The sequence below is a fragment of the Peribacillus aracenensis genome (assembly GCF_025175645.1).
Classification (GTDB): Bacteria; Bacillota; Bacilli; order Bacillales; family DSM-1321; genus Peribacillus; species Peribacillus aracenensis.
In genome coordinates, this window is the sequence record NZ_JANZMJ010000033.1 from 14,370 (window position 1) to 40,462 (window position 26,093).

A 26,093-nucleotide genomic window follows, 5' to 3' on the forward strand; every position below is an offset into this window, starting at 1 on the left:
TTTTTTTAATCGTTAATAAAATTAAGGGAAAGGAAGCTGCTAACCGTCTTATGACCGGTTACTCATCGACTTCTTCATCAATTATGCATTTTTCTAGAAGATATTCGAATGTGATGTCAGCAAGATCTTCAACTTCAGCTTCTGATGGAAGATAGCCCCGTCTTATCAATTCTTGAAAAAAGAATTCCGCTATCTCTTCTGTATCAATAAAAACCTCAATTTCTCGCAAATCATCGCCCCCTTATTTAAAGGTCTATGAATGTGTAGAGACAAATATACCAATAAGGCAACCCATAATGGAAAATCATATGAAGTGCCTAAAAATATCATCCATTTCTGTTCAATTTGAATGGAAGCTTCTATAGGGAATTTGGAATTTGCCCTTTAAAAGTTTGGGATACCTTTCACTTCGTTTGCTTCTTTTTATGATCTGGATAAATTTCCTCTGCCGCTTTTTCAATTTTCGCAAGGGCAATCTTCATGATATGGCGGTATTCATCATCGCCAAAATGTTCGTAGAGCTTACAATAATCATTATATAAATCCAACAGTCCATCAATCATTTCCTTTTTTTCATTTTTTGTCATTGTCATATCTCGCTCACCTTTACCAGGGTTGTTTTGTTTAGCAATGATAGCAAGCTCATTTTTCTTTATAGGAAGTAACAGACCCAACTTTTTTATAATTCCATCTGCACGTTTAGCATCGGCTATCAAAGTCAGTTCTTCTTCATGCGCTTCAAGCCATTCACCATCTGAGATTCTTGATAACTCATAGATTACATCCTCCCAGGCATTTTCCTTATAGCGCCAAATTTCCGTTCGATAGCCGATAATCTTGAAATAATCCTGTTCATATCCATCCACTTGGACCAAGTCACCTAATAAAAATTTATATTCAATATCGATCTGTTCTTTTGGATAAAGGATTTCTCCTTCATATTCATTTATCGATTGCAATGTTTTTTCGATATATAGGCCTTCACTATAGTTCACTTCATACACATAAGCACCATCGAGAAATTTCACATCGGTTATATTCCCGACTGTCCCATACATTGTTATTACGACTGTATCGCCTAATTTAAATTTCGGCTGTTTTTTTTTGCCCATAAGAGACATCCCCCAATATGGTCCTTATCGTTTGATTAGTAAATTATATGCACAAACAAACATGGAGGTTAATGGAAATGCGAGGGCATTTTGCTCAATTAGCTTAAAGGGCACTGCAACCAACCAAAAACCGCCTCATTTAATGAGACGGTTCGTAGTGGGGATGATGAGGGTCACTTTCGTTCCTTCGTCGCGAACGCTCTCCATTTGGAATTTACCTTTTAATTCCTCCATTATCTGAATACACGTCGCCACACCTAATCCGTTACCATCCGGTTTGGTGGTGTAAAAGGGCATACCGATATTTTTTAAATCCTCGGGACTGATGCCTTTTCCATCATCGCTGATCACTAATTTCATATATTGGGACACGGAAGTCTGTTGCAGTTCAATCTGCCCCCTTGCTTCGATGGCTTCACAAGAATTATTCAAGACATTCAAGAGAACCTGCCTTAACCGGTTTCTGTCCGAATAAACAAAGATGGATTGTGTCACTTCATTAATTATTCTTACATGATAACTCGGATTTGAGGGGGTATATGTATCTAAAATTTCTTCAAGGAAATCCTTTAAATCGAATTTCTCCCATTCCAGTTGATGCGGTTTTGCCAAATCAAGAAGTTGTGTCACGAATACATTGACCCGATCCACTTCATGAAGCATGACATCACTATATTTTTCTATTAATGTTGTATCATGATCCTGGCTCTTTAATAATTGGAAAAAGCCCTTTATTGTCGTCAACGGGTTCCTGATTTCATGGGCGACACCGGCAGCAAGCTGGCCAACATATTTCAATTTTTCCGTTCGGACGATTTCCTTCTCACGATCTTCTATCGTTTCCATCATTCTTAGAAAGGCAAGGTTCAATTTTTCCATTTCCTCGAAGCTTCTTTTGTCGGAAATGATGAATTCCTTTCCTCCAACGAAATCCTCTGTCGCTTCTACAAGTTCTTGAACTGGCCGTACAATGGTCTTTGTTAGTAAATAGACAGCCAGAATGATAGAAACTAAAACAATGCTGTAGATTGTCAGGTACCGTGTTAATAGGTCATTCAAAGGTTGAAACACCTGTTTCTTATCAGCACCCACAACAACAAACCATTCATTCTCCGTTTCTGCAATCGAATGGACAGGCTGGATGGAATATATTTTTTCACCATTCTCTGAACTGTACAAATCATCCGATAACGAAGCTTCCATCAGCTTCCCTTTCGTTAATCCCAATTCTTTCAAGGCAGAACCCTGCATGAGGCCATGCGGGTCTTTTTTCGAAATCAAGATGCCTTCTTGATTGATCATGAAAAAGTTCACTGGGTATTTATCGCTAATTTCATTAGCCTTTTTCTCCATCATCTCCCAAAGCCCTTTTAATCGGAAAGCTGGAGATACGACTCCGATCATTTTCCCTGCATCATCATATACTGGCGCACTTAGAACCATTATGGGTTCTGAGAATGCCCTGGTTTTATAAACGTCTGAAAGGAATTCATGACCTTCTATGGCCTCTTTGAACCATATTCTCTTCGCGAGGTTGTCCCCGATCATTTTATTTGATGTATCTGCAATGACATTGCCTTCCATATCCAAATGCAAAACACCATAATAATTTCCTTTTGCATCAATAAACTTTCTTAGTTCATCTGACTTCTCTTCTCTTGAATGGCCAGGATTGATGATTACCGAATTTGCACTCATAAACTTCACATCACTGACCCGTTCGTTCAAATAGCTATATGTTTCATTTACCATATTCAGTGAACCTGCATTCAGGGCATTTCTTGCTTCCTTCTCCAGAAGGGAACGTTGTGATCCATAGGATATGATTCCCAATATCAGAAGAGGCACACTTGCAATAAGTAAAGAAAAAAGCAAAATTCGGGTTTGAAGGCTTTTAAACATCCTTCCGATCCTCCCTATTCCTGATCTCCCAATAAGAGCCCTTCTTCTATTTGGACATACTGTTCCCACGCTTGATCGAATACAGACATACTTTCGAGATAGTCTGCATTCAATTCTAAATAACTGCTCAGTTCATTATAATCTGTCGATTGTTTTGGGAAACCATGATCCTCATAGGCATGATTGGCAAATTTAGTGATAGCATCCATTTCCTTCGGTTGTCGAAATTTCATTAAATATAAATAAAATGGTCTCATGATGTCGAGCCCCCCTAAAATAACTATGATTTCTGCTTTAATATATCGGAAACTTTCGCTTCCGTCCACTTTTTTAAAAATCAATTTGGTTTTTTCTTCCTCATTTTAAGAAGTTCATGATTTTTCAACACAAAATGCAATCGGTATATTACGGAATTACACTTAGATATCGTACTCATTCCATATTGATTACATCCTTTTAAAGAATTTTTTTACTTTAAGGACTTTAGTTCTTCATGATTCGATAAAGGAAACGAAGTGCTTCAATCTTGTTTAACCTAATGCCCAGTCCCTTAACAAATACGCTAAGCATGTACTGTCATGCCGCTTGAAGGATGGTGGAATTTCTCCAAAACCTCATTATCCAATTTACCAGCAGGCTTTTTTTTGCAAAAGGGAAAAATCTCCTTCAACTAAGAAAGAAATAGTGGTTTTCACTGTCTAAAATGAGGGGAATGCACCCTGCCGCTAAAAATTAAAGTAATTACGTTTCAACAGTCTTTTCATGTTCATTAGCTCACTTTACAAAGGTAGGACGTCGTTTTTATTGTAGTCGTTTCTATAGAAAACATTCGAAAAGAAGCCAGTGGACACATGGTTGTTCCACTGACTACTTAGTTATTTTGCTAGCTCACTTTAATAATCAAAAAATAAATGAAAAAGCAAGTAAAGAATAATCATCTCTACTTCCTTTCAATTGAACTCTATTGTTAGTTTTATTATTTTTTGCTTTTATTTGCATGTAAAAAATCCGGTCTTTTCACTATCGACTTACACCTATCCATATTTTCAATGATATTGGGGTTCTTACGATTAATATGAAGAACACGAGTAGGATTTTCACGATGAAGCTCTTAATAAGCTTTCATTGCATCAGGAGAAATAGGAAATTTCTTTTTGGTACTCTTCCCACCCATCAAACACCCTGCCATTACTTTTCCTTAATGGTTTATTAAACATTTTTTCACTTAGATGGCCATCTGAATCCGCACTATCAGTGGCTATTTCCCCCAGCAATTCGCTTGTATCTGTCACTAAAGAATCGATTTCTCCGTTAGAAAATGAATGAATCATTTTACTTTTACCACTCATTAGTTAGATTTATAAGAGGTACTTCTGACAAAACAATAAATCCATTAGAGTAAAGTATATTATTTAATATGAATAGTGAGAATGTTAAAACGTGGAGATCCAATAGCTAAGACTGAATTCTCATTGGGTTGGAATTAATCTTAAAAGGGAATGACAAAATCCGTACCCCTTAAATGTAGGTCGCTTTTTAAAATTGGAATTTATCAGCAGTTATATTGCGATAGAGCATTATAAGCTTTTCCCTATTCATAGTTCATTGTCCCTACTTCAACTTCAATTACTCATCATACGCCTACTGATTCCCGAGCTGTTTCATATCAATAAAAACCCCAGACCATACATAGTATTGTACCGAAGACAGTTATTAGAGCCAGTAATATAGCGCAATATAGTGTCATAAAAATTGATTTGCTATCATCAGTTTCACGAGCATGCATAAATACAACAAGTTGAACAGCTGCTTGTATGAATGCTGTCAATATAAAAATCGTCATGCCTGTTGCTTTTGACATATTGAAGAAGTAAACCAAAAGAGCTACAAATGTCAAAATCAATGAAAATACAAAACCCCATATTTGTTTAGCCGGGAATAATTCCTTCATGTTTATGTCATTCCTTTCATGTAGATAAAGGTGAAGATGAAGATCCAAACGATATCTAAGAAATGCCAGTAAAGAGAGAAAATGAAGGATTTATTGGCTGTTTCAGGTGTCAACCCGCGTTTTTTCACTTGAAGGATAATAAATAACCCCCAGAAAAGCCCTAATGTAACATGTGCTCCATGTGTCCCTAATGTTGTAAATAGCATCGATGTAAATGCACTAGTTTGCAGTGTAGCTCCTTCGCGATAATAGGTAATGAACTCAGTAATTTCAAATCCTAAGAATCCTAATCCAAGAAGAAGAGTGATTACGAAGAATGTCAACATGGCTTTCTTGTTGCCAAGTCGCATGGCATGAATTCCAAGCCCGATGACAAAACTGCTTGTTAAGAGCAAGAATGTTTCAGCAAGTACTGGAGTGATTTCAAAAATTTCTGCTCCAGTAGGACCGTTACCCGTACGATCAACTAATGTAAAATATGATGCAAAGAGTGTTGCAAAAAGCATTATTTCGGCTCCAAGGAAAATCCAGAAGCCTAAAATATTCAGACGATTTTGTTCCGTACTATATTCAAGAGGTTGCGAGTGATCTATTTCCATTTATTAACACCCCTAAATTTTGCTTCTGTCTCTTTAATTTCTTCTACAGAAATGTAATGACCATGATCTATTTCGAATGAACGATGAGCCATGCAAACAAAGATACCGATTAACCCAATAATCGCAAGAAACCATATGCTGAATACTAACGCAAATCCAAAGACAAAGAAGATACAGGACATGATAAACGGTACGCCGCTGTTATTGGGCATATGAATTTTTTCATACTCACCCTTGAATAATTCATGACCTTTATATTTAGCATCCCAAAACGTTTCCCTTGAATTCACTTGTGGAATAATAGCAAAGTTATATTCTGGTACTGGATTATGAGTAGCCCATTCAAGGGAACGTGCATCCCACGGATCATCACCAACTTCTTTTGAAGCATGGCGAATGCTATAGTAAATCGTATATACGATTAATACAAAGCTGATTGCCATAAAAGCTGCCCCGATAAACGAAATCATATTCAATGGTCCAAATCCAGTCGATTCAGAGTATGTGTATATACGACGTGCTTGACCATCTAAACCAGTGATATACATAGGGAAGAATGCTAAGCAAAAACCAATGGTTAGAAACCAGAACGCCCATTTCCCAATCCTTTCATTCAACATGAAACCAAACATTTTCGGCCAGTAGTAAGTTCCGGCACCAAGCACAGCAAATACTACACCCGGAATAATGACATTGTGGAAGTGAGCTACTAAAAACATTGTATTATGGTATTGATAATCCGCCGCTGACATTGCAAGCATAACCCCGGTAACTCCACCGATTGTGAAAAGAGGTATGAAACCTATTGAATAAAGCATAGGTACGGTAAATCTGATTCTACCTTTCCACATCGTGAACAACCAGTTAAAGATCTTGATTCCAGTTGGAATAGCAATTACCATCGTTGTAATCGAGAAAATACTATTAACATATGCTGCTTGCCCCATTGTAAAGAAATGGTGCGTCCAAACGAAGAATGAATATATAGAGATAAATACCATTGAAGCAACCATTGATCGATAGCCATATAGGTTTCGTCGTGAAAAGGTTGGGATAATCTCACTAAAAAGACCAAATGCAGGCAAGATTAAGATATATACCTCAGGATGTCCCCAAACCCAGAACAGGTTAGCCCAAAGCATATCCATACCGCCATCAGTCATTGTGAAAAACTTGGTTGCGAATAGTCGATCCATTGTTCCCATGATCAGCGCCACTGTTAATACAGGGAATGCGAAAATGATAATAACGCTTGTGACTAAAGAAGACCATGTAAACATTGGCATTTTCATTAATGTCATACCGGGTGCTCTCATTTTAAGAATAGTCGTCAAAAAGTTAATCCCCGTCATTAATGTACCTATTCCGGCTATCTGAATGCCAATCATATAATAATTCGTTCCAACATGCGGGCTAAATTCATTTCCTGCAAGCGGGAAATAAGATGACCACCCTGCATCAGGCGATCCACCAATTACAAAAGAGATGTTGAATAGCATCGCACCCATAAAAAATAACCAGAAACTTATGGCATTTAGACGTGGGAATGCTACATCACGCGCTCCAATTTGTAATGGCACTACGAAATTCATTAAGGCCATAATGTACGGCATCGCCATAAAGATAATCATCACAACCCCGTGTGTTGAAAAAATTTCATTATAGTGCTGTGAATCTAATAATTTGTTATCCGGTACGGCAAGTTGCGCACGCATCATCACAGCATCTACCCCACCACGAAATAGCATCAACAAAGCAGATATTAGATACATAATACCTATTCTTTTATGGTCGACTGTTGTTAGCCAGCCACTCCATAAATAAAACCATTTTTTAAAGTGGGTTAAACCAACAATGATCAAGAGAACAGTAACACCAATGGCCACCATTGATGAGTAAATGACGGGACTAGGATTAGGTATAAGAAATCTAGAGAAAAAACCCATACTTTTGTGTTTCCTTCCTGAAAATATTTTTCTTGAGATAGACTAAGAAATTATTCATGATTGTGTGCTGATTTTTCTTTACTATTACTTGACTTATGATCATGCTCCATATGTTCACCTTTTGAATCCGCGTTAGAGTCACTTGAACCATGATGATGTCCAGCATTTTCACCTTCTGGAGCTGGTGAGAAGTCTAAATGATTGCCAGTAAACGTTAACTGTCCCTCATGACCCGGTTTTAATAATTCATTGAATCTTACTTCAGTAATAGGTTTCGCAGTTTCTTTAACTTCTTTTACCCATTCATCAAACTTATCTTGAGACATCGCTTCGACGTGGAACGTATTTTCAGCGAATCCTTTCCCACTAAAGTTTGCATTTCGTCCCATCATTTCCCCTGATTCGTCCGCTGCTAAGTGTAATGTGGTCACCATGTTAGACATGGCATATTTTTGACCGCCAAGTTGTGGAATCCAGAAACTCGTGATAGGCCCGAATGAATAAAGTTTAAATTCGAGTGGTCGATTTGTTGGAATATACAAGTAGTTTACTGTCTCGATATCGTTTTCTGGATAACTAAAATGCCACTTCCAGTCAGATGACGAAGCGTAAATAACTAATGGATCTTGTCCTTTGTACCCTTCCGGAGTGGCTTCCACTTTATTGTTGGAAATTACAGTAACTACGGAGAAGAAAATGACGATTAAAATCGGCACCCCAACAATAATCGTTTCAACAACGTGATTCCCTTCAATGTAGGGTGGTTCATATTCTTTAGGTAGTTTAGAATCACGGTATTTCGTTAACACAAAGACTAAAATAGCACAAACAACAATAACAATAACCGCCATGATCGCAATTGATAGCCAAATCACATTGGCTTGCGTTTGGGCTTGAGGTCCTTTAGGATCTAAGACCGCTAATGATTCACAGCCAGAAAGCACATTGACTATGGTAGAAAGAATGGCTAATGAAACCCATTTTGTTTTCATATATTTATCCTTTCTTTTAAGATTTTATTTCTAAGTTATCCCAAATAATGTTTATTAATAGTGGTAATTTCTCACAATCACTTTTTAGAGGGGGGATGAATATGTATGAATTCATTTGGGGAATGTTCAGAGAAACAGGTTATCTAAATACCTACTTGCTTTGAAAAGGAATTTGAATATGTGAGGATATACTCCATGGATTTTTTTAATCCTAGTAGTCTAAGAAAGGGTAGTGAAGATGAAAATTTAACATGGCGGACCTCACCTCCGGGCGCACAGAAAAACCTCACCAAAAAAGTTGATGAGGCAACTTCTAATCATTTTGTTATTTCCCAAAATCAAAATAATTCCGCTTTAACACCCGCTTCATCTTCAATAACTCGTCATACGTCGTCTGTTTCCCTAGCTGTTTCGAATCAATTAAAAATAGTTGATTTTCAATTTCCTTCACTATTTCATCACTTTGAAAAAAGGCATCGCAACTCTCACAATGGGATGAAGGGGTTTCCGTAATTTCAACTGCCCTCGTACCATCCGGCAATTCCCAATACACAGTCCCCTTTACTGATGCAAGCTTCCCTTTCTCACACCATGGACACGTCTCCATGCTATTCATCCCCCTTTTGAGTGCCCTTTTTTTGCTGTGCCTGGAATTTCTTTTCTTTTAACAGATCTCGCTTTTCACGTTGGTTTTTCAATGAAGCATGCTCTGGGTTGGTCACGTAATTTTCCCGTCTATTCATTCGCCTCAGCCCTTCAGGCACTAAATTGAATTGTTTGTCGTTCATTAAACCCGATACACCTATATCTGACGGTTTTCCTTCCATATCAGGATATACCCCTTTGAAATAATCATCGGCAAGTCCTGGTGTATATTTCTCAGGTTCAGGATATGTGGTTATCACACCTTCAAAATTGCGCAGCACCGTTTTTGTTGGAGATTGTGAAAGGATATAATTCGGCTGCAGTGTGATCTTCCCTCCCCCTCCTGGAGCATCGACGACGAAGGTAGGGACAGCATACCCGGATGTATGGCCTCGGAGCCCCTCGATGATTTCAATCCCTTTTGAAATGGGCGCCCTGAAATGGCCGATGCCCTCCGAGAGATCGCACTGATAAATATAGTAAGGGCGGACACGGATCTTAACAAGATCATGCATCAGCTTTTTCATGATTGCGACACTGTCATTTATCCCCGCTAAAATAACTGCCTGATTGCCCACAGGTACACCTGCATCGGTAAGCATCTCACATGCTTTCTTTGACTCTTCGGTAATTTCTATCGAGGTATTGAAATGAGTATTCAGCCAAACCGGATGATATTTTTTTAAAATGGCACATAAATTTTCAGTGATTCTTTGAGGAAAAACAACCGGAGCCCGCGTACCTATCCTGATTATTTCAACATGGGGAATTTCCCTTAAGTTTTTGAGGATATATTCAAGGATCGTGTCATTGATCAATAATCCGTCCCCGCCGGAAATAAGGACATCCCGAACTGCCGGCGTGTCACGTATATAACCGATTGCAGCGTCCAATTGTTTTTTGGGCACGCCCATGCCAATTTGGCCTGAAAAGCGTCTTCGCGTACAATAACGGCAATACATGGAGCATTGATTCGTCACCAAAAAAAGAACACGATCCGGATATCTATGGGTCAGTCCCGGTACTGGGGAGTCCTCATCCTCATGAAGGGGGTCTTCCATGTCATATTTGGTTTTATGCATTTCTTCCGAGATTGGGACCGATTGCATTCTGATTGGACACCTTGGGTCATCTTTATTCATTAACGAAGCATAGTATGGGGTGATATTCAATGGAATGGTTTTTGTGGAAATCCTCACACCTTCCTCTTCATCCGGAGTCAGGTTTATCACTTTTTTCAAATCATCAACAGTCCGGATCGTATTCGTAAGCTGCCACAGCCAGTTGTTCCATTGTTCTTCGGTTACATCTTTCCAAAGCTCTATATCTTTCCAATTTCGATCTGGCTTATATAAGTCAAATAACATGGTTATACCTCCTGAGTTATGATAGTAGTATTAAATGCAAGAAGGGTGCCAAAATGACCCAAAAATTTGAATGCCCATAAAAAAAACCGGATTGCTGGGTGCATCCGGTTTTTTCCATTCAAATATGCTTTTTTATTTTATATTGCAAGGTCTGTCTTGGAATTTGCAATAGTTTCGATGCCCGGAAAACGTTACCGTTCGTTTGAAGCAGCGCCTCGGTAATCAATTTTGTTTCCATCTCAATCATGGCCTCACGAAGCGGAAGGATTTTTTCTGATGGGGTGGGCTTTTTTAAAAATTGGGGCAAATCTTCAAGATTCAAAACATCATTCTCCGTATGGTTCATCATGAACTCTATCGTATGTTTAAGCTCCCTTACGTTTCCTGGCCAATGATATTTCCGAAAAAAAGCCTTAGTCTTCTCATCCATGCCTTTTATCGACAGTCCTAGTTTACTGTTAAATATGGATATGAAATGTTGAGAAAGAAGCTCTATATCATCAATCCGCTCCCTTAACGGAGGCAACTCGTAGCTCAATACGTTCAATCGGTAAAACAAATCCGGCCTTAGCCTGTTTTCCGATACCTCCTTTTTCGGATCCATATTCATCGCAGCCATGATCCTGACATCCACCTGTACACTCTTTGTGCCGCCTATCCTCCTGATGAACCCATCTTCTAGTACACGCAGAAGCTTTGCCTGCAAGTCAATCGGCATCGATTGCAATTCATCCAAAAACAAAGTTCCGCCGTTGGCTAATTCAAACAATCCCTGACGTTCAACAGCACCAGTGTAGCTTCCTTTTGCCGTACCGAATAGAAGCGATTCCAATAAACTTTCTGGTAGGGCAGCACAATTTTGCGCGATGAACGGTTGTTTACTGCGGCTCGAATCTTGGTGGATGCTTTGAACAAAAAGCTCTTTTCCTACACCGCTTTCCCCATAAACCAATACCGATGAGGAGGAGCGGGCAGCCTTTTTCCCTTGTGATATCAAAGCTTTAAACCCATTATCTTTTGTCAGGATTTCCGCAAAGGAATACAATCCGCCGTTTGCAGGCGTTTTCCTTTCAGGACTTTTGATCGTCTTGAGCGAGCTTTCCAGATCAGCTAACCTTTCAGATAATTGCTTCAAGCTTGAATAATCCTTGGCAATTTCTATTGCACCTATCATAAACCCGTCAACATATATGGGGAGCGTCGTATTTAGCGTCTCTATGATTCGTCCATGTGCATTTACATACGATTGACTATAGTTGTAGATTGGTTTTTCAGATTTAATGACCCGGAGTAAGGTCGATGATTTGTGATTCAACGAAGGAAAGGCTTCAAGCAACGGTTTCCCAACTACCTCACTTCTTTTCATCCCATCATGATTGGCTGCCACTCCGTTATAAAAGATGGTCATTCCTTTTGGATCTATCACATGAATGCCTTCATCAATGGTTTCTAATATCGCTTCCAACACTTCACTTGTATTAAAAAATTCACTTGGCAAAATATCCCCCCTAAAAGCCCTTCTTGCTAAATGTATATGAGGAAATGCCAAAAACTTGTCATCAACCGCCTAAAAATGATCATTCAAGTTAAATTTTTCACCCAAAGGTTCATATCTTCCAGTTTATCGAAGATATAACAATTATTAGCCAAACGTCCGCGGTACGAGTAACCATGCTGATGCAATGCAGCATTCATGCCGAATGAGAGCGACCTGGCAATCGAATAGATACAATAAATGCCATGTGAAATAAGATAGTCTTCAAGCGCGGAAATCAAGTGTTTCATCAAGCCGTACTGCCGATGTTCCGGCAATGTCGCACAATCGGTGATTTCTGCATTATGGTAAAAGGAATTAATTTCTGCGGAAGCAGCACTGACGATCCTCCCTTCATGGACAAAAACATAAAAAACCGTTCCCATTTCCATGCACTTTTTCACATATACCGGATCATTCATCGGTGTGGGATACACTTCGAAAACCTTATCATACAATTGGGCCAGCTGAAGTGCATCGGTAACTTCTGCTTTACGGTCTTGATAGGCTGGCGGCGGATCTTCCAGACCGGGTTTTGTCGGCAGACTCTGAACATCGGTAAGGATTTGATCTTCCTTCTCCCATTCTGCACTGTTGCGCCTTTCATTCCGGTTATATTTAACAAGGAAGAAACAATCGCTTCCCAAGAAGAATTTATCGATGCTTCCTTCATATAGAAAGCCTTGAGCAAGCAATGCCATAACGTTTTCCCTGCGTGATTTGAAGATGATTTTTTCTGCTGATACGCCTTTAGCCACCTTCAAAGATTCCTCCAAACAATCTTGAAAATGACCTAGATAATCATCAACCCTGATTCGCTTATTAAAATGGTCGATCGTAATATGTATGGTGCACCTTGGCTTTTGAATTCTTTTTTCAATGATTTTAGCCTCCATTTGTCCGCTCCTTTCACAGCTTCGAAAATTGTTGCGAAAGGTCTGACCCTTCCTGGAATCAGACCTTGGGAAAAATGATTATTCCTGTTCCACCCCACACCATTCAATAATGGTCAATGCGATGATTTCCGCTACCTCCATCATTTTATCCACCTCTATATATTCGTTCGAATCATGGGCCATCTTTGTTTCCCCTGGTCCAAACACAACTACTGGGGTAGAGCCAACCGATGAAAGATACCCTCCATCCGTCGCCCAAGGGGACGCTTCGACAAGCGGTTCTTCCCCTACCACTTTTTCATAGTATGTGCCAATTGCCTTCATAAGCGGGTGATTTATTTCGAGATTGCCAGGCAGCCATCTGGCCCCAAACCATTCTAATTCAATAGGTTTTTCTTTGAACCATGCATCAGTCCGGTTTAAAGCATCAATCCGCTCCTTCAGCGACTTTTGTGCCTCTTCCATGGTTTCTGTCGGGGCGATGCCGAATCTACCTTCTAGAACGGCTGTATCCGGTACGGAGGAAGGCCAGTTCCCGCTTTGAATGCTACCTATATTGATTGGAATCGGGATAGGGACATTTTTATAGAGTGAATGACGGAGTAACTCATTTCGTTCTTGTTCAAGCAACTTGATTTCATTCATTACACCAACCGCTTTATCTATTGCACTGACTCCTTCATACCTCGTGCCTCCATGTGCAGACTTGCCTTTTATTCTCAGTCGAAACCACATCGAACCTTGTTGTAAAGGGAATAGTTTCATATTTGTAGGCTCTGGAATGATTGCACCATCAGCATTGTACCCCCGTATGACTGCCGCAAGTGTGCCGGCACCACCACTTTCTTCTTCAATCACACTCTGGAATATCACATCTCCCTTCAATTGGATTCCAGATTCGACGATCGCCTCGATTGCGAGCAATAAAGATACATTGCCGCCTTTCATATCCGTCGTTCCCCGCCCGAAAACTTTCCCGTCTATCAACTTGCCGCTATATGGTTCATCGTGCCATGCTGCATGATCTCCTTCAGGAACTACATCAATATGCCCGTTTAAAATAAGGGATTTCCCATTGCCTGTTCCTCTTTTAATAGCCACAAGGTTCGGATTTCCTTTAAAATTCCTGCGGTCGCAATAAAAATGGGGATGTTTTCTTAAGTGTTCATCCCCGATTTCCCAAAGATCAATTTCTAGTCCAAGTTGTCTGCACTTCTCGACCACTATTGCTTGTGCACTTCCTTCTTGCCCCCTTTTGCTCGGTTCCTGAACCAGTTTTTGCAAAAGCTGAACCCCATTCATCCGATGTTCCTTTAACCATGTTCTTATTTTTTCTTCATACATATCCATTCTCCTCTCTCATTCTTTTAAAATATGGATGTTTTCAGAGACGGTAAACGAGGCTTCGGTCCGATTCCTGATTTCCTGAATGCTGGACGTATCAAATACATCAGTTAATAGAAGACCCTCCGAAGTTACGGAAAACACGCCTAATTCGGTGATGATCATATGTACGCATTTCTTGGCAGTTAACGGCAACGTACATTTTTTGACTAATTTAGACATGCCCGCTTTATCGTTATGTTCCATCAAGACAATGACCTTTTTTGCCTTCGCAGCCAGTTCCATTGCACCGCCCATGCCTGGCACCCGCTTTCCCGGGACAATCCAATTAGCGAGGTCCCCCGCTTGACTTACTTGAAGGGCTCCTAGAATCGTGATATCCACCCTGCCTCGCCGTATCATCCCAAATGCAACAGTACTGTCGCAGTAAGAAGCACCGGCTCTAATGGTGATCGGCAATCCCCCGGCATTGCAAAGATGCGGATCTTCCTTCCCCATTTCAGGAGTACTGCCAATTCCCACAAGGCCATTTTCTGCATGAAACATAACTTTATGATCATTCAAAAGATGATTCGGTACAAGTGATGGAATGCCAATTCCCAAATTGACAAGCATCCCATCGCTTATTTCTGCTGCTGCCCGTTTCGCTATTCTGTTTCTATCTCCGGTTGCCAAACCCATTTCCAATCGACTCCTTTTGATGGAATGATATAATCCACAAAGGCACCGGGTACAATGATGTCCTCTGGATCCAAAGTGCCAAGCGGAACGATTTGCATGGCTTCTACTATAGTGATTTGACCGGCCGCAGCAACGATTGGATTCGTGTTCCTGGCACTTTTATCAAATATAAGATTTCCATAAGAATCTGCCATTTCTGCGTAAACAATGGCGATATCCGCAGTTAATGCCGGTTCCACCAGATAATTTGTCTTACCTATCTTTACGGTTTGCTTGCCGTCCCGGACGATATCGGCGTCAATTCCAATATCAGTCAATATCCCGCCGAGTCCCATCCCTCCGGCCCGGATGCGTTCGACAAGTGTCCCTTGCGGAGAGAACTCCACTTCGAGTTCTCCATTGTTCATTAATAGTCCTGCATTTGGATTCGAACCGATATGGGAAACGATGATTTTTTTCGCACGGCGTTGGGTGACCAGTTTTCCGATTCCGATATCGGGGAAACCTGTATCGTTCCCAATCAAGGTTAAATCCTTAATACCTGATTCCAAAATCAGGTTGATCAATCCCGGAGGCGTCCCTATGCCGCCGAACCCCCCAAACAGGATGGACTGTTTATCTTTAAAGTGATGGCGGACATCCTCCAAACGACAAATCTTCTGGAATGTATTTTCCACCACTATGACTCACTTCCTTGTTGTAATTGCCGTTTACCTATCGATTCATTAAATTTCCTAAAAGTTATATCGACCCTCATTAACAGTTCAGCACACTCCTCTTCCGATATCGTTAACGGCGGGGAGATGATGATCGCTGATCCTGTTACACCGTCAAGGCCTGCAGCTGCGGGATAAAGAAGTATTCCATTCCTCATTCCCAATTCAATGATTTCATTAGTCACGTCTGCCTCTTTCGGATATGGGGCCTTCGTTGCTTTATCCTGGACAAATTCGATGCCAATCAATAAACCTCTCCCGCGTATATCACCGATAAAGGAATACTTCCCTGCCAACTTTTTCAGGCCCCTAATCAGGTAATTCCCTCTGTCGGCTGATTTTTCGACAAGTTCATTTCTTTCGACATATTCTAAAACGGCCAAAGACACCGCACACGATAAGGGATTTGCACTTAGAGTATGGCCTCCTATAATTAACTTCGACCCTTTCATTATGGGCTCCATCACGTTTTTGGTCATTACTGCGGCCGCGATCGGTGTATACCCTCCGCTCATACCTTTACCAAATGTTACGATATCAGGCTCCACATTCCAATATTCAGAAGCAAGCATCTTACCGGTGCGTCCAAATCCGGTCATTACTTCATCCGCAATGAATAAAATATCATTCTCTTCGCAGATTTTCTTTAGTTTTCGAAAATAACCATCAGGAGGAACAATGGCCCCTCCGGCTGCGCCGATAACAGGTTCTGCAATGAAAGCCGCTATATTTTCACTGCCAATACGCCGGATTGATGCTTCCAATTCCGAAGCACAGGACATTCCACACGTATGTGGATCAAGTTGAAGTGGACATCGGTAACAATATGGAGGAGATACAGAAGGATATGATTCAAGCATAGGAGTAAATCTTTCCCGGCGAATCGGATGTCCAGACATTGAAAGAGCTCCCATCGTGATGCCATGGTAGCTCATCCATCTCGATATGATTTTTTGTTTTTTGGGCTTCCCTTTTTCCTGCCAATGCTGGATGGCAATTTTCAATGCCGTTTCAGTCGCTTCGGAGCCGCTGTTTACAAAAAAGCTGTATGTCAGTTCCCCTTTGGTCAATTCCGCAATTTTTCCGGCAAGTTTCTCTGCAGCATCGCTGGTAAATTGGGAACGATACACAAATGAAACCTGTTTGGCCTGTTTTATCATCGCTTCAATGATTTCCTGGACTCCATGGCCAATATTGGCTGTAACTGCACCGGAAGAAGCATCAAGGTATTCCTTTCCATCTTTGTCGTATAAAAACACTCCCTGACCATGACTGATAGTCGGGTAGGCTCCTCCCAGGACCGGTTTGATCAATGAAGACTGCTCCATAAGCCCACACACTCCTTCTCATTAAAAACAAATGCAATATAGTAAAGTGTATGTCCAGATGAAAGCAATCTTGCTAAAGAAATTGGCCTAAGCATGTTAACGGATAAATTTCTTGCTTTCATGGGTGATCGTCCAAAAATGGCGACAAAAAAAGTGTATCCGCGAGAGATACACTTTTTTCTTACAATGCGCTATTTAGTTTTTCTTCACGAATTGACTCCAAAAAACTTTCATCCTTTAAAACAGCCAGCACATTTTTATAAAAAGCAGTTTTATCGATAACTGAAGTATGCACATATTCATACTCTTTTAAAGACGGATGACGTAAAACATTTTTCATGCAGGAATGACAAACTTTTTTAGTTCCTAACTTATAATAGTTCAAGTTACTTGCATCCCCATTTGAAGTATCTTCGTTACAAACGAAACATGTATGGCTCACACGGCCTTTTTTATTATACTCGGCCAAAGCCCCCTCTAAACGAATGGATGCTGGAATTGTTAATAACACATAATCACCTTTTCTATTTTAAATCTCTTAGTATTATATCAGAAAAATATAGAATTTGAACTATTAGACTCATATTCCCTAATAATGCTTGTAAAATAGGACTATTTCCAGGGCTGACAAGAGGAAAGACTCCTAAAATACACCCTAATGCAAAATATTTTCATGCATATCCCGAACAGATTAAAACACCGTCCACTTTTGAACGGCGTCTTCACACTGTGTCATGGATGGATTTGGATCGTCGCTTTTCCGTTCTTCACCTTCATTACTGCCCCTGAACCAACCGGCACCGTTACAAATGGATGAACATGACCAAAGTTGGCATTAGCGATCACGGGAATGCCATTTATCTCCTTTTTGGCGGCGATGATTTCTTGCAACGCATATTCCGTCATTCCTGAATCCTTTTGGAAACGGCCGATGACGATTCCTTTAATCCCACTTGCACCTGGCTGATGGAGCAAGGATTGTAAATCCCGGTCAAAACTGAATGGGTGGCTTTCTTCGTCATCTTCTATGAAAAGAATACTGTCCTTTAAAGATGGCATGTACTCTGTACCTTGTAATAGATTGAGTGTACAAAGATTTCCCCCAATTATTGTCCCAGCAGCTTCACCTTCTTGAATGACCATGTATCCAGCATTCGGGTGGAAGGTGCGCTCATCCTGTTCTAAATGCCATGAATCATCACTCCACGTTTCACTTGGATCAAGATAAAAGCCATCACTTTCAATTACAGCCTTTTTAAAATATTCCATCGTATATTCCAGACCAGCCTTCATCCCGAACGTCGAGAAATGAGGACCTGAATATGTAGTTAAGCCTGTTTTATTATATATGGCCAATAAAATTGCGGTTATATCACTATACCCCATCAACACTTTTGGGTTTTCCTTAATCAAATCATAGTCGATATACCGTAACAATTGGTTAGCATTATATCCCCCGATGGCTGTAAAAATCCCCTTCACATTCGGATCCCTGAACGCATCATGCAAATCCTCGATCCGGTCTTCGATCGAATTCGAGAAAAAGTCATCATGGAACAAAGCCGTTTCACCATATGTCACTTTAAAACCAAGTTCAGTCAACCTTTCTTCTGCCAATCTGCGTTGTTCCCCTTTGACAATCGCCAAGCTTCTTGAAGGAGCGATTACGCGTATTTCATCCCCTGCTTTTAAACGGGAAGGTTTCATATCTTTATCCCCCTAAATTAATTACATTCTGTCGTTATTTTAGCAGAAATGGTGGACAAAGAAAAACCATGACCCTTAATGGCATTCACACAACTCATTTTACTTCCTGGTTGGCCTGATTTCCCTCCTCAATGAGATTCTCTCGTCATTCCCGACGTGCCATTATCAGGATTGGAAAAAGGAATGGTTATGCATCCCCTGTCTCATTTGGATTACATGTTTTTTCAGTCAGAGACCTTGAATCTAAAAGACCCACCGTCCCCCACCAATTTCCTTACATAAAGAAAAGACCAGCTATCAACTGGTCTTTGGGTTATTGTCTTAGCAGCAGAATGAAGCGCCGATGATGATCAATAGAATGAACAAGACAACGATTAATGCGAAGCCTGATCCAAATCCGCAGCAACCGCCGCCATATCCGTATCCACCGCCGCCGTAGCCACCTCCACCATAACCGTACCCTGGTCCTGCAACATTTCCACCATATCCGTACATAAAGTTTCACTCCTTTTAGAATTCTGATTTCTCTTTACACCTTACCATATGTCAATACGCCCGCCTCGGTCTGTGCATTTGCCTATTTTTCTGGATTTTAGAAAAAACTTCAATCAGCACCATCTTCACCGCTAATCATTCAATGTCTGAAATACCACGATTAACCATGAAAAATGTCAAAAAAACGTTTTATATTTATTGTGTTACTTCAAAATTGGGATATAATAAGAAAAAAAACAATTCTTAGCCTTTTTAAGCTATCACCATACCTACATGGATACATAAAAGGCAATACGGGGGAACATAATTGAAAACGAACGCAAAACCCTTCATCCCTTTCGCTGCAATTGCCACGATCCTTCTACTCAGCTATATCCTTCAAAAAGTCCCTAAAACATATGGATCAGATGATTCGATAAATGTTTATCAAAAATTCCAATCAGGCCAGACCATTCAGTATCTTGTCATTGGTGACAGTATCGGAAGAGGGTCCGGAGCTGAAAATCCTAATCTAACATGGTTCAAACAGTTGGAAAATAAGATGAATGATGCCGATGATATACCTTTACACGGTGACTATGTGGTCCAAAGCGGATCCACTGCTTTTGAAGGGCTATTCAAGCTCTCCCAAAGAAGGGAGCATGATCATAAAGATCTGATTTTCTTCGTTTTTGGTGAAAATGACCGCAAATATATGAATGTCGATGATTTTACCATGACATATGAAGCGTTAATGAGGAAGGCAAAACGCCTCCACCCTAATGCTGAATTATTCACAATAACAGAGAGTTCCTTGAAATATGAGGAATTTGCTTCAGCCATCGGACTTTTATCCAAACACTACGGTGCAACGAATGTGGATATGCGACCAATATTCAAAAATTCAGGATATACGGAAAAACAGCTGACCAGAGATTTGATTCATCCAAATGGGCTTGGTTATAAATTATATGCTGATGCAATTTATGAACGGTTCCTTGATAACATCAAACGGGAAAAGGCTGTAGCAGGCCTTCCATCTAAGCTGCATGCCCGTTCTGAATTTGAATTATCGGAAATTGACCACTATGAAAAAATGAGCGGGTTCCGTCCAAGGGGAGGCTATTTCACTAGCAGTGAAAAGGGCAGTGTGATTGAATATACCTTCAAAGGGAGTATGCTTGGTGTGAAACTGCTTAGAAGTCCTGATGGTGGGGAAGTGAATGTATGGATCGATGGAAATGAAATCACGACTTTGAATACGTGGTGGCCATTTGCCCGTGAAAGATATTTATTTGTCACGAATGGGCTCCGTCCCGGTTCACATACTGTCCGGTTTGAGGTGACTGGCAGGACTAAGGCAATGGAACTTACCACCATTCCATTTGTCCGGATCGCATCAATCATCACCGATTGAATCCCACCCAATATTAAAATAACCCCCTATCCATTTCTGATAGGGGGTTTTCCAATCAATCAAAAAGCTTTTTGTATTCTCCGTATCCTTCTCTTTCAAGATCTTGGAGCGGTATGAACCTTAATGAAGCAGAATTGATGCAATAACGTAATCCCGACGGTCCCGGCCCATCATTGAAAACATGACCCAGATGGGAATCAGCCGTTTTTGATCGAACTTCGATCCTTCTCATACCATAACTCGTATCGAGGTTTTCCACCACTTCCTCTTCTTTAAGCGGTTTAGTGAAGCTTGGCCAACCGCAGCCTGAATCGAACTTTTCCTTTGAAGTGAAAAGAGGATTACCTGAAACGATATCGACATATAATCCTTCCTCCTTCATATTCCAATATTCATTGTTAAAGGCGGGTTCCGTTCCAGAATTTTGTGTAACTTCATATTGAATCGGAGTGAGTTTCTTTTTTAATTCTTCTTTACTTTTCATTTTTTCCCCCCCAGTGATGTTGTATGAATGCTTTGCGTCCTGAGCCGATCGAATATCTTTCATAATGCTCAGGTTGCTTTTTATAATAATGCTGGTGGTATGTCTCAGCTGGATAGAATGTTTTGGCTGGTATTATCGGAGTTACGATCGGTCCAGAAAATTTCCCGCTCTCCTGCAGCTTGGCTTTGGATGCTTCTGCAATTTCACGTTGGTTTTCGTCATGATAAAAGATCGCCGTTTGATAGGAACTTCCCCGGTCATAAAATTGCCCGCCAGCATCTGTCGGGTCAATTTGCTGCCAAAACAACTCGATAATCTTCTCATATGGATATACGCTTGGATCAAAGGTGATCTGAACGGCTTCATAATGTCCCGTGGTTTCAGAACAAACTTCTTTGTATGTGGGATTTTTCGTAGTCCCGCCTGTATAGCCAGAGATAACGGATTCGATGCCAGGCTGTTCATCGAACGGCTTCACCATGCACCAGAAACATCCACCTGCGAATGTTGCTTTCTCTAATTGCTTTGTCAAATGAAAATCCTCCTTTTTTACAAACCATCCATTGAATGCATTTTAACGCTTTTATTTTACCCTGTAAAATAATATGCCGATCGAACCTTTTTACGAAAATGGTCCATTCCCTTTGAAAAAGGAGACACATGCCCAAGCATAATTACATATGTTAAAAACATAATGGAAAAATGAGAGGTGTTGGAAATGAGCGATAAACAATCATATTCACAAAAATCGGTAACATATGATTTACTATCGTCTTATAATAAAAACAGCGATCCGCAATTCCAAGATTATTATTACCATAAGCATTTGAAAAATCCCGAAAAAGCAACACAACAATTGGGATTTGAACAACTGGATATCACACTGCCGGCACAAGTTCGCTTTTTACATGCCGTCCCGACAGCTCCCTCATTTGATGTTTATGCAAATGAAATGCTTATCCTCAAAAGTTTCTCATATAAAGAGAACAATGGTTATTTACCACTGCCTCCTGGCAAGCACCAATTGGATATATACCGCAGCGGCCAAAGCACCTTACCTCTTTTAAGCCGTAAATTGACTTTCGAAAGCGGGAGCTCCTATACCATTGCTCTAGCGCCTCCACAGGCTAATGAATCGTTGAAAATGTTACCTTTCGAGGATAATCCATTTGTTCCCCCGAATGAAGCGAAGGTTCGATTCATCCAGCTTTCACATGATTTACTCTCGGTGGATATTGCCGTCAAAGATGGAGATGTCGTTTTTGATCAACTCCATTTCAGGAAAGCAAGCGAATATCTTAATATTCATCCAATGATAATAGACTTCGAAGTGAGGATATCTGGAACAAAAGAGATCGCACTCCCTTTGCCAAACAAGGCTTTCCAAGATAATACACCCTCCACCATTTATATAATCGGATCGAGTCGGGAATCATCTTCACTAGAATCCCTAATGCTCTCTCCATAAATGGATAGAAAAACAGGGTGCATCGAAATACTTAGATAACAAAACATAGGATAGTTAGTCTATAAGGGCTAATCATCCTTTTTTCATATTCCACCAAATAATATTGCTAATCAATATGGATAAAAAGAATTGATATGGAAGGCTCTTTTCTTAAAGATTGTTTTTTTAAAACTAAACGATTTAAGGTTGATTGGAGCGCAAGTGCGAGACTCCTGCGTTTACGCCGAGGAGGCTCACCGCCCGCCCCGCGGAAAGCGAGCATCCGGAGGGGAAATCAACCACACCGCTTTACTTGGTAAATAGCAACAAAGTATGCGTAAACAGCCTTTCGTAAAGATTGTTGTTTTAAATAAACGATTTAAGGTTGATTGGAGCGCAAGTGCGAGACTCCTGCGGGAGCGGCGGGACAGGTGAGACCCCACAGGCGTTTACGCCGAGGAGGCTCACCGCCCGCCCCGCGGAAAGCGAGCATCTGGAGGGAAAATCAACCACACCGCTTTACTTGGTAAATAGCAACAAAGTATGCGAAAACAGCCATATGGAAATAGTAAGGTAACTCACCATTTGTCCACAACCAATATTTAGCATTTTAATCGAATCCCCAAGTCCCCTGTATTTAATGTACATGATGATTCATAAGAACAGATACGCGTTCCTTCTAGGAGAGGGCTGTTATTTAATTTCACTAATAAGTTTTTTATACTGTAAATCACCATATCCTATTGTTGGGAAGTGGATAAATAACCTGTTAATCAATTGTGGTTCTGGCATGCCTTTATTTTTAGATATATAATTTGTAACTGGATTATCTTCATTTAACATTTCTAAATATATGTCTATTGCCTGATACATTACTGGCAATACTTCAATTGATGTTTTTGTATGATTTAATAATACATCTTCATATACCGTTAAATAGTTGCCTAATCTAAGTTCAGTTTGCCTTACTTTAAATTCATCCTCTCTAAAACTGTTCAAGAACACTCTACCGCTATAATCGGCCTGTTCAAGGTAAGCAAGGATTGTAAGAAGATTCATTTGGCAAAACATATCTTCACCAAACCACAAAACGATGCATTCATAATCTTTGTTAAATAGATTATTTAATGGATTAATTACCTTGTCGATATAATTTTCAACTAGTTCATGGTGTCCTATCGCCCTTGTTTTTATGAATTCCTCATTAAAAATGTTCTTAGTAGTTGTATTTACACACATAGCTTCGTTAAATGGAGCATAGTCTGTATTCCTCATTAGTTTTTTATCTTTAAACTCATCATACATAGCTTGGCCATTCAATATATTGAGTACATATTCGTCAAACAACTCTCTTTGTTGGCCGTGTATTTGATCAACCTCGATTTTTCTCGGAAAATCCATTCTGCACCACCCTTTATTTTTATGAATAGTGAGCTTATTGAATGATTGAAACGGCATCCTGTTAAGTTGAAATTCTCTAGGACTAATGCCAAAAACAGTATTAAACGCCCTACTGTATGCTTCTTGCGAAGAATAATCATAATCAAAAGCAGTATCAATTATTCTCTTACCAATTATAAATCATTTGTTGATAAGTAAAGCCTTCTAAGGAGCACATAGCGCCTAATACTTATACCTGTAATTTGGTGGAATTTAAACGAGCAATAATAAGGCGGGTATCCCAGATCATCGGCAAGTTCATCTAAAGAAAATTTATATTTTATATGGTTTTCAATCCATTCAATCATAATTTGTATATTCATATAATTCACCTCTACCTGTAATTATAAGTGGGATCCGATATTTCTTGTGATTTAAATAAACTTTACAAGTCTTCTCTTATCTCTTACTTTATCTCAGAAATTGATAAGTCATCTAAATAATCAAGGTTTAAGGTTTTTTCAACCAAAGGGGGCGTAAAAAAAAACCACACATTTTAGACATATCTAAAATGCGTGGTCCTTTTATCATCAAATACTTAATACATTAACCTGGTCTTTCTTCCATTTAGTCGCTATCACTGTAAAGATGATGGGATGGTCAATAAAAATGAAATGTCATCATTTTTAAGGTCGAATTCTTTCGCCTTCACCCTAATATCACTTTTCAGTTCCATATCCTGTAATGACACATAAATACTTTTGTCATTGGGACTGATGCTAACCCAATCCGGCATGTTATAACGCTCATTTATTAAATTCATTACATATGAAACAGGAAGGTTCATTTTTCCGACTGCAATTGATTTTTGCTTTAAGATCAAATCCCCATTTTTTTGGGCAATTGGTTCAAAAGTCAATTTCATTTCCACTTCACGGTTGAAAAATGGCATCGTTCCATATAACTCGACTTCATCCGTCAAATACACTTCATAGTGAATGGATCCCGTCAGCCCCTCTTTATCCAAATACTGGTTGATTAATCTTGTCAAATCTTCCCGATTCGTGTGAACTTGAAATTGGATATCTTCTTCATGGCTTACTTTCGGTATCAGCTGTTTATCTTTAGTCGGCAGATTAACTAAAATCGTTACAAACAGGATGACCAGGATGTTTAGGGCTAATAGGGAAATAAACAAAGTCTTCCATTTGACATTTGTCATTCTTGGTCATCATCTCCTTTGGCACTCGCTTCCAATGTGTCCTTTCCGATAGTGGTAATATCCATATCATTATAGATTCTTGTCGCGATTAATTCATAGCCGCGGTCATTTGGGTGAAAATAATCCTCGGCATACAGCAAATCTTCTTCGGAATTCTCGAAAATGTCTGCTATATCAATAAAATAGGCTGAATCATATTCTTCGATAATCTCTTTCCCGCTTTCATTCCAATCATTCATGATCATATCAAGTTCATAAAAATCTGCGAACCATTTGGAAAATGGATTATAGACGCCCACAAGATAAATTTGCGCATGATCATTTTCGGAACGAACCTTATCAAGTATCTGCCTTAATCTTTTTTCATACCCTATTTTTGCAGAATCAAACTGATTCAGTTCCAAGTCCGAGAAATTCTGCTTAAAAACCTTCATGATATCATTTCCACCGATTGTGACGACAACCGAATCAGCTTGCTTTATGTCTTCTTTAATCCCAGCTTTATCCAGTCTTTTCAATAGTTGGTCGGTCCTATTTCCACGTATGCCATGATTAATCATCTCAACGGAAGTAATCGATGGTTCTTTTTCCAGCTTATTTTGTAAATAAGGCAGATACCCGCCATTATCTTTACTATCGCCGACACCTTGAGTCAAGGAATCGCCAATCGATACGATTTTCACAGGGTCCGGAAAAAAGCTGGCAGGAATGGTTTCCTTTTTACTCAGCTCAACTATGCTTTTCTGCTGAACAGATGGCTGATGTGACGCTGTTTCACTTTGGCCGCAGCCCGAGATCCAAACTAGGCATATGAAAAGACAGGTGATTCTGTACCTCATGACCCTCACCTTCCTACCCATATATTATATCATGCAGAAAACGAATGATTGCAAACAATATATACCTTCTTTTTCATTGTACTTTTAGCTTGAGCCTTCCTTACTATACC

26 protein-coding genes and 1 pseudogene are annotated in these 26,093 nt (G+C 39.9%); 2 read left to right on the forward strand and 25 right to left on the reverse strand.

The window, feature by feature from the left end:
* Positions 1-58: 58 nt before the first annotated feature.
* The 20 genes from N0M92_RS23525 to N0M92_RS23620 all read right to left on the reverse strand — a co-directional run bounded on the left by N0M92_RS23525 (position 59) and on the right by N0M92_RS23620 (position 19,215).
* A complete protein-coding gene (locus tag N0M92_RS23525; protein WP_192205160.1) occupies positions 59-229 on the reverse strand; it encodes a YozD family protein in 171 nt (56 codons plus the stop codon).
* Positions 230-404: 175 nt separating this feature from the next.
* The gene (locus N0M92_RS23530) at positions 405-1,112 is read right to left on the reverse strand and encodes a hypothetical protein (RefSeq protein ID WP_260288127.1); all 708 of its coding nucleotides are present in this window, start codon (positions 1,110-1,112) and stop codon (positions 405-407) included.
* 135 nt (positions 1,113-1,247) lie between these two features.
* Positions 1,248-3,014 carry an ATP-binding protein gene (locus N0M92_RS23535; RefSeq protein WP_260288129.1) on the reverse strand — a complete coding sequence of 589 codons (1,767 nt, stop codon included), beginning with the start codon at positions 3,012-3,014 and terminating at the stop codon, positions 1,248-1,250.
* Between the two features lie 14 nt (positions 3,015-3,028).
* Entirely contained in the window at positions 3,029-3,271 is a 243-nt protein-coding gene (locus tag N0M92_RS23540; protein ID WP_260288131.1) for a YozE family protein, read from the reverse strand.
* Between the two features lie 873 nt (positions 3,272-4,144).
* Positions 4,145-4,345: a hypothetical protein gene (locus tag N0M92_RS23545; RefSeq protein ID WP_260288133.1), complete on the reverse strand. Its 201-nt coding sequence runs from the start codon at positions 4,343-4,345 to the stop codon at positions 4,145-4,147.
* 335 nt (positions 4,346-4,680) lie between these two features.
* Entirely contained in the window at positions 4,681-4,965 is a 285-nt protein-coding gene (gene qoxD / locus N0M92_RS23550; RefSeq protein WP_192205165.1) for a cytochrome aa3 quinol oxidase subunit IV, read from the reverse strand.
* Between the two features lie 2 nt (positions 4,966-4,967).
* Positions 4,968-5,564: a cytochrome aa3 quinol oxidase subunit III gene (gene qoxC, locus N0M92_RS23555; RefSeq protein WP_098369342.1), complete on the reverse strand. Its 597-nt coding sequence runs from the start codon at positions 5,562-5,564 to the stop codon at positions 4,968-4,970.
* Positions 5,555-7,510: a cytochrome aa3 quinol oxidase subunit I gene (gene qoxB / locus N0M92_RS23560; protein ID WP_260288134.1), complete on the reverse strand. Its 1,956-nt coding sequence runs from the start codon at positions 7,508-7,510 to the stop codon at positions 5,555-5,557. The genes qoxC and qoxB overlap by 10 nt, the downstream gene beginning before the upstream one ends.
* 50 nt (positions 7,511-7,560) lie before the next feature.
* A complete protein-coding gene (qoxA, locus tag N0M92_RS23565) occupies positions 7,561-8,502 on the reverse strand; it encodes a cytochrome aa3 quinol oxidase subunit II (RefSeq protein ID WP_260288136.1) in 942 nt (313 codons plus the stop codon).
* Positions 8,503-8,827: 325 nt separating this feature from the next.
* The gene (locus N0M92_RS23570) at positions 8,828-9,109 is read right to left on the reverse strand and encodes a YokU family protein (protein ID WP_260288137.1); all 282 of its coding nucleotides are present in this window, start codon (positions 9,107-9,109) and stop codon (positions 8,828-8,830) included.
* 1 nt (position 9,110) lies between these two features.
* Positions 9,111-10,514 (reverse strand): lysine 2,3-aminomutase, encoded by a 1,404-nt coding sequence (gene kamA / locus N0M92_RS23575; protein WP_260288138.1) that lies wholly within the window; start codon positions 10,512-10,514, stop codon positions 9,111-9,113.
* A 118-nt stretch (positions 10,515-10,632) separates the two neighbouring features.
* Positions 10,633-12,012 carry a sigma-54 interaction domain-containing protein gene (locus N0M92_RS23580; RefSeq protein ID WP_260288139.1) on the reverse strand — a complete coding sequence of 460 codons (1,380 nt, stop codon included), beginning with the start codon at positions 12,010-12,012 and terminating at the stop codon, positions 10,633-10,635.
* 83 nt (positions 12,013-12,095) lie between these two features.
* A complete protein-coding gene (ablB, locus tag N0M92_RS23585) occupies positions 12,096-12,944 on the reverse strand; it encodes a putative beta-lysine N-acetyltransferase (protein WP_260288140.1) in 849 nt (282 codons plus the stop codon).
* Positions 12,945-13,022: 78 nt separating this feature from the next.
* Positions 13,023-14,294 carry a peptidase gene (locus N0M92_RS23590; RefSeq protein ID WP_260288141.1) on the reverse strand — a complete coding sequence of 424 codons (1,272 nt, stop codon included), beginning with the start codon at positions 14,292-14,294 and terminating at the stop codon, positions 13,023-13,025.
* 9 nt (positions 14,295-14,303) lie between these two features.
* Positions 14,304-14,969 carry a 3-oxoacid CoA-transferase subunit B gene (locus N0M92_RS23595; RefSeq protein ID WP_260288142.1) on the reverse strand — a complete coding sequence of 222 codons (666 nt, stop codon included), beginning with the start codon at positions 14,967-14,969 and terminating at the stop codon, positions 14,304-14,306.
* Entirely contained in the window at positions 14,936-15,646 is a 711-nt protein-coding gene (locus tag N0M92_RS23600) for a CoA transferase subunit A (protein ID WP_260288176.1), read from the reverse strand. The genes N0M92_RS23595 and N0M92_RS23600 overlap by 34 nt, the downstream gene beginning before the upstream one ends.
* A 2-nt stretch (positions 15,647-15,648) precedes the next feature.
* Positions 15,649-17,013 (reverse strand): aspartate aminotransferase family protein, encoded by a 1,365-nt coding sequence (locus tag N0M92_RS23605; RefSeq protein ID WP_260288143.1) that lies wholly within the window; start codon positions 17,011-17,013, stop codon positions 15,649-15,651.
* Positions 17,014-17,194: 181 nt separating this feature from the next.
* Positions 17,195-17,524, reverse strand: coding sequence for a hypothetical protein (locus N0M92_RS23610; RefSeq protein WP_076366028.1), 330 nt, complete (start codon positions 17,522-17,524; stop codon positions 17,195-17,197).
* A gap of 221 nt (positions 17,525-17,745) precedes the next feature.
* Positions 17,746-18,720, reverse strand: coding sequence for a S66 family peptidase (locus N0M92_RS23615; RefSeq protein WP_260288145.1), 975 nt, complete (start codon positions 18,718-18,720; stop codon positions 17,746-17,748).
* Between the two features lie 321 nt (positions 18,721-19,041).
* On the reverse strand, positions 19,042-19,215 hold the full coding sequence (locus N0M92_RS23620) for a YjcZ family sporulation protein (protein ID WP_260288147.1): 174 nt from the start codon (positions 19,213-19,215) through the stop codon (positions 19,042-19,044).
* A gap of 307 nt (positions 19,216-19,522) precedes the next feature.
* On the opposite strand from N0M92_RS23620, the gene N0M92_RS23625 reads away from it, so the two are divergent.
* Positions 19,523-20,611 carry an SGNH/GDSL hydrolase family protein gene (locus tag N0M92_RS23625; protein WP_260288148.1) on the forward strand — a complete coding sequence of 363 codons (1,089 nt, stop codon included), beginning with the start codon at positions 19,523-19,525 and terminating at the stop codon, positions 20,609-20,611.
* A gap of 55 nt (positions 20,612-20,666) precedes the next feature.
* Here the strand turns inward: N0M92_RS23625 and msrB are convergent, their stop codons facing one another.
* Both msrB and msrA read right to left on the reverse strand, forming a co-directional pair.
* A complete protein-coding gene (gene msrB, locus N0M92_RS23630) occupies positions 20,667-21,095 on the reverse strand; it encodes a peptide-methionine (R)-S-oxide reductase MsrB (protein ID WP_260288149.1) in 429 nt (142 codons plus the stop codon).
* The gene (msrA, locus tag N0M92_RS23635; RefSeq protein WP_397443918.1) at positions 21,085-21,576 is read right to left on the reverse strand and encodes a peptide-methionine (S)-S-oxide reductase MsrA; all 492 of its coding nucleotides are present in this window, start codon (positions 21,574-21,576) and stop codon (positions 21,085-21,087) included. Before msrA ends, msrB begins: the two co-directional genes overlap by 11 nt.
* Before the next feature lie 237 nt (positions 21,577-21,813).
* Here msrA and N0M92_RS23640 point away from each other — a divergent pair, with 237 nt between their 5' ends.
* Positions 21,814-22,563 carry a DUF4397 domain-containing protein gene (locus tag N0M92_RS23640; protein ID WP_260288151.1) on the forward strand — a complete coding sequence of 250 codons (750 nt, stop codon included), beginning with the start codon at positions 21,814-21,816 and terminating at the stop codon, positions 22,561-22,563.
* Between the two features lie 672 nt (positions 22,564-23,235).
* Here the strand turns inward: N0M92_RS23640 and N0M92_RS23645 are convergent.
* From N0M92_RS23645 to N0M92_RS23655, 3 genes and pseudogenes are all read right to left on the reverse strand, one after another.
* Positions 23,236-24,305: pseudogene (locus N0M92_RS23645) on the reverse strand (helix-turn-helix domain-containing protein).
* A 254-nt stretch (positions 24,306-24,559) separates the two neighbouring features.
* Positions 24,560-25,144 carry a YpmS family protein gene (locus N0M92_RS23650; RefSeq protein ID WP_260288152.1) on the reverse strand — a complete coding sequence of 195 codons (585 nt, stop codon included), beginning with the start codon at positions 25,142-25,144 and terminating at the stop codon, positions 24,560-24,562.
* On the reverse strand, positions 25,141-25,983 hold the full coding sequence (locus N0M92_RS23655) for an SGNH/GDSL hydrolase family protein (protein WP_260288153.1): 843 nt from the start codon (positions 25,981-25,983) through the stop codon (positions 25,141-25,143). The genes N0M92_RS23650 and N0M92_RS23655 overlap by 4 nt, the downstream gene beginning before the upstream one ends.
* Between the last annotated feature and the right edge of the window lie 110 nt (positions 25,984-26,093).

Excerpts from the sequence above, each read along its gene's own strand:
- N0M92_RS23530 (WP_260288127.1), bottom strand. The coding sequence starts at position 1,112 with ATGGGCAAAAAAAAACAGCCGAAATTTAAATTAGGCGATACAGTCGTA.
- N0M92_RS23535 (WP_260288129.1), bottom strand. The coding sequence starts at position 3,014 with ATGTTTAAAAGCCTTCAAACCCGAATTTTGCTTTTTTCTTTACTTATT.
- N0M92_RS23540 (WP_260288131.1), bottom strand. The coding sequence starts at position 3,271 with ATGAGACCATTTTATTTATATTTAATGAAATTTCGACAACCGAAGGAA.
- N0M92_RS23545 (WP_260288133.1), bottom strand. The coding sequence starts at position 4,345 with ATGATTCATTCATTTTCTAACGGAGAAATCGATTCTTTAGTGACAGAT.
- qoxD (WP_192205165.1), bottom strand. The coding sequence starts at position 4,965 with ATGAAGGAATTATTCCCGGCTAAACAAATATGGGGTTTTGTATTTTCA.
- qoxC (WP_098369342.1), bottom strand. The coding sequence starts at position 5,564 with ATGGAAATAGATCACTCGCAACCTCTTGAATATAGTACGGAACAAAAT.
- qoxB (WP_260288134.1), bottom strand. The coding sequence starts at position 7,510 with ATGGGTTTTTTCTCTAGATTTCTTATACCTAATCCTAGTCCCGTCATT.
- qoxA (WP_260288136.1), bottom strand. The coding sequence starts at position 8,502 with ATGAAAACAAAATGGGTTTCATTAGCCATTCTTTCTACCATAGTCAAT.
- N0M92_RS23570 (WP_260288137.1), bottom strand. The coding sequence starts at position 9,109 with ATGGAGACGTGTCCATGGTGTGAGAAAGGGAAGCTTGCATCAGTAAAG.
- kamA (WP_260288138.1), bottom strand. The coding sequence starts at position 10,514 with ATGTTATTTGACTTATATAAGCCAGATCGAAATTGGAAAGATATAGAG.
- ablB (WP_260288140.1), bottom strand. The coding sequence starts at position 12,944 with ATGGAGGCTAAAATCATTGAAAAAAGAATTCAAAAGCCAAGGTGCACC.
- N0M92_RS23590 (WP_260288141.1), bottom strand. The coding sequence starts at position 14,294 with ATGGATATGTATGAAGAAAAAATAAGAACATGGTTAAAGGAACATCGG.
- N0M92_RS23595 (WP_260288142.1), bottom strand. The coding sequence starts at position 14,969 with ATGGGTTTGGCAACCGGAGATAGAAACAGAATAGCGAAACGGGCAGCA.
- N0M92_RS23605 (WP_260288143.1), bottom strand. The coding sequence starts at position 17,013 with ATGGAGCAGTCTTCATTGATCAAACCGGTCCTGGGAGGAGCCTACCCG.
- N0M92_RS23615 (WP_260288145.1), bottom strand. The coding sequence starts at position 18,720 with ATGAAACCTTCCCGTTTAAAAGCAGGGGATGAAATACGCGTAATCGCT.
- N0M92_RS23620 (WP_260288147.1), bottom strand. The coding sequence starts at position 19,215 with ATGTACGGATATGGTGGAAATGTTGCAGGACCAGGGTACGGTTATGGT.
- msrB (WP_260288149.1), bottom strand. The coding sequence starts at position 21,095 with ATGAAAAGTAAAGAAGAATTAAAAAAGAAACTCACTCCGATTCAATAT.
- msrA (WP_397443918.1), bottom strand. The coding sequence starts at position 21,576 with ATGGTGAAGCCGTTCGATGAACAGCCTGGCATCGAATCCGTTATCTCT.
- N0M92_RS23640 (WP_260288151.1), top strand. The coding sequence starts at position 21,814 with ATGAGCGATAAACAATCATATTCACAAAAATCGGTAACATATGATTTA.
- N0M92_RS23650 (WP_260288152.1), bottom strand. The coding sequence starts at position 25,144 with ATGACAAATGTCAAATGGAAGACTTTGTTTATTTCCCTATTAGCCCTA.
- N0M92_RS23655 (WP_260288153.1), bottom strand. The coding sequence starts at position 25,983 with ATGAGGTACAGAATCACCTGTCTTTTCATATGCCTAGTTTGGATCTCG.